The 1,220-nt window shown below is 42.6% G+C and carries 1 protein-coding gene; it reads left to right on the top strand.

The window, feature by feature from the left end:
• Nucleotides 1-1,141: urocanate hydratase (gene hutU, locus AMDU4_RS14035; protein WP_021788574.1), on the top strand; the 1,141-nt coding region annotated here is incomplete at its 5' end.
• Nucleotides 1,142-1,220: the final 79 nt, after the last annotated feature.

The following is a 1,220-nucleotide window of genomic DNA, read 5'->3' as shown; positions in this document are numbered from 1 at the left end:
TGGGCGGTGCCAGCCACTGGCAGCCAAAATGAACGGTTGTACCAGCATTATTGTTGAAGTGGATATGGAGAAAATAAATAGAAGGCTCAGGGACAAGTATCTGGATACATACACCAAAAATATTGATGAGGCGCTTAAAATCAAGGATGAGGCAATTAAATCCGGAAAGCCCACATCCATTGCTGTTCTTGGAAACGCGGCAACGGTTTATCAGGAATTGCAGGATAAGGGCATAATCCCTGATATTGTTTCAGATCAGACAGCTGCCCATGATATAAACCTTGGATATGTCCCTGAGGGCTACACTATAGATAATTTCCAGAGGTTCAGGGAAGAAAATCCCAATGAATTCAAGAAGAAGGTTTATGAAACAATAGTAAAGCAGGTAAAATCTATGCTTTATTTTCAGTCCAGGGGTGCTTCAGTCTTCGATTATGGAAATGATATAAGAACAAGGGCAAAGGAAGGTGGACTGGAAAATGCCTTTGATATTCTGGGATATGTGCCCGCATACATAAGGGATTTATTTGCCATTGGTTCAGGGCCATTCAGGTGGCTTGCACTTTCTGGTAATCCGGAGGATATAAGGAAAATTGATGATGCCATACTGAAAAATATAGATGATAAGCATCTTACGGACTGGATAAAACTGGCAGGAGAATACGTACATTTCCAGGGACTGCCAGCAAGGATATGCTACGCATCCTATGGAGAAAGGGAAAAAATAGGGCTGATGATAAATGACATGGTACGGAATGGAGAACTTGAGGCACCTGTTGCCATAGGTAGAGACCACCATGATACTGGATCAGTGGCATCTCCATACAGAGAAACAGAAGCCATGAAAGACGGAAGCGATGCAATAGCAGACTGGCCCATACTCAATGCACTGCTCAACGCTGTTTCCGGTGCCTCCTGGGTGTCCGTCCACCATGGAGGTGGAACAGGAATAGGCAATGCCATACATGCCGGTTTTGTTATAGTTGCTGATGGGACAGAGGATGCTGCTGAGAGAATAAAACGTGTACTGAATGCAGACCCGGGAATAGGAGTCATAAGGCATGCAGATGCGGGTTATGAATCATCCAGAGAGATAATAAAAAAAGGACCTAAATTCAAGAGCCCATATTTCAGCAAATAATATTTTTTATTCCAATTTTATATTTTTTGTTTCAGGAGGGTGTGGGACGTAATTATTTTTTACCCTTTTCCTGAATTGT

The sequence above is a fragment of the Ferroplasma sp. Type II genome (assembly GCF_000496155.1).
Note: the sequence above shows the minus strand (reverse complement) of the source record. Positions and strands in the feature narration are given on the sequence as shown.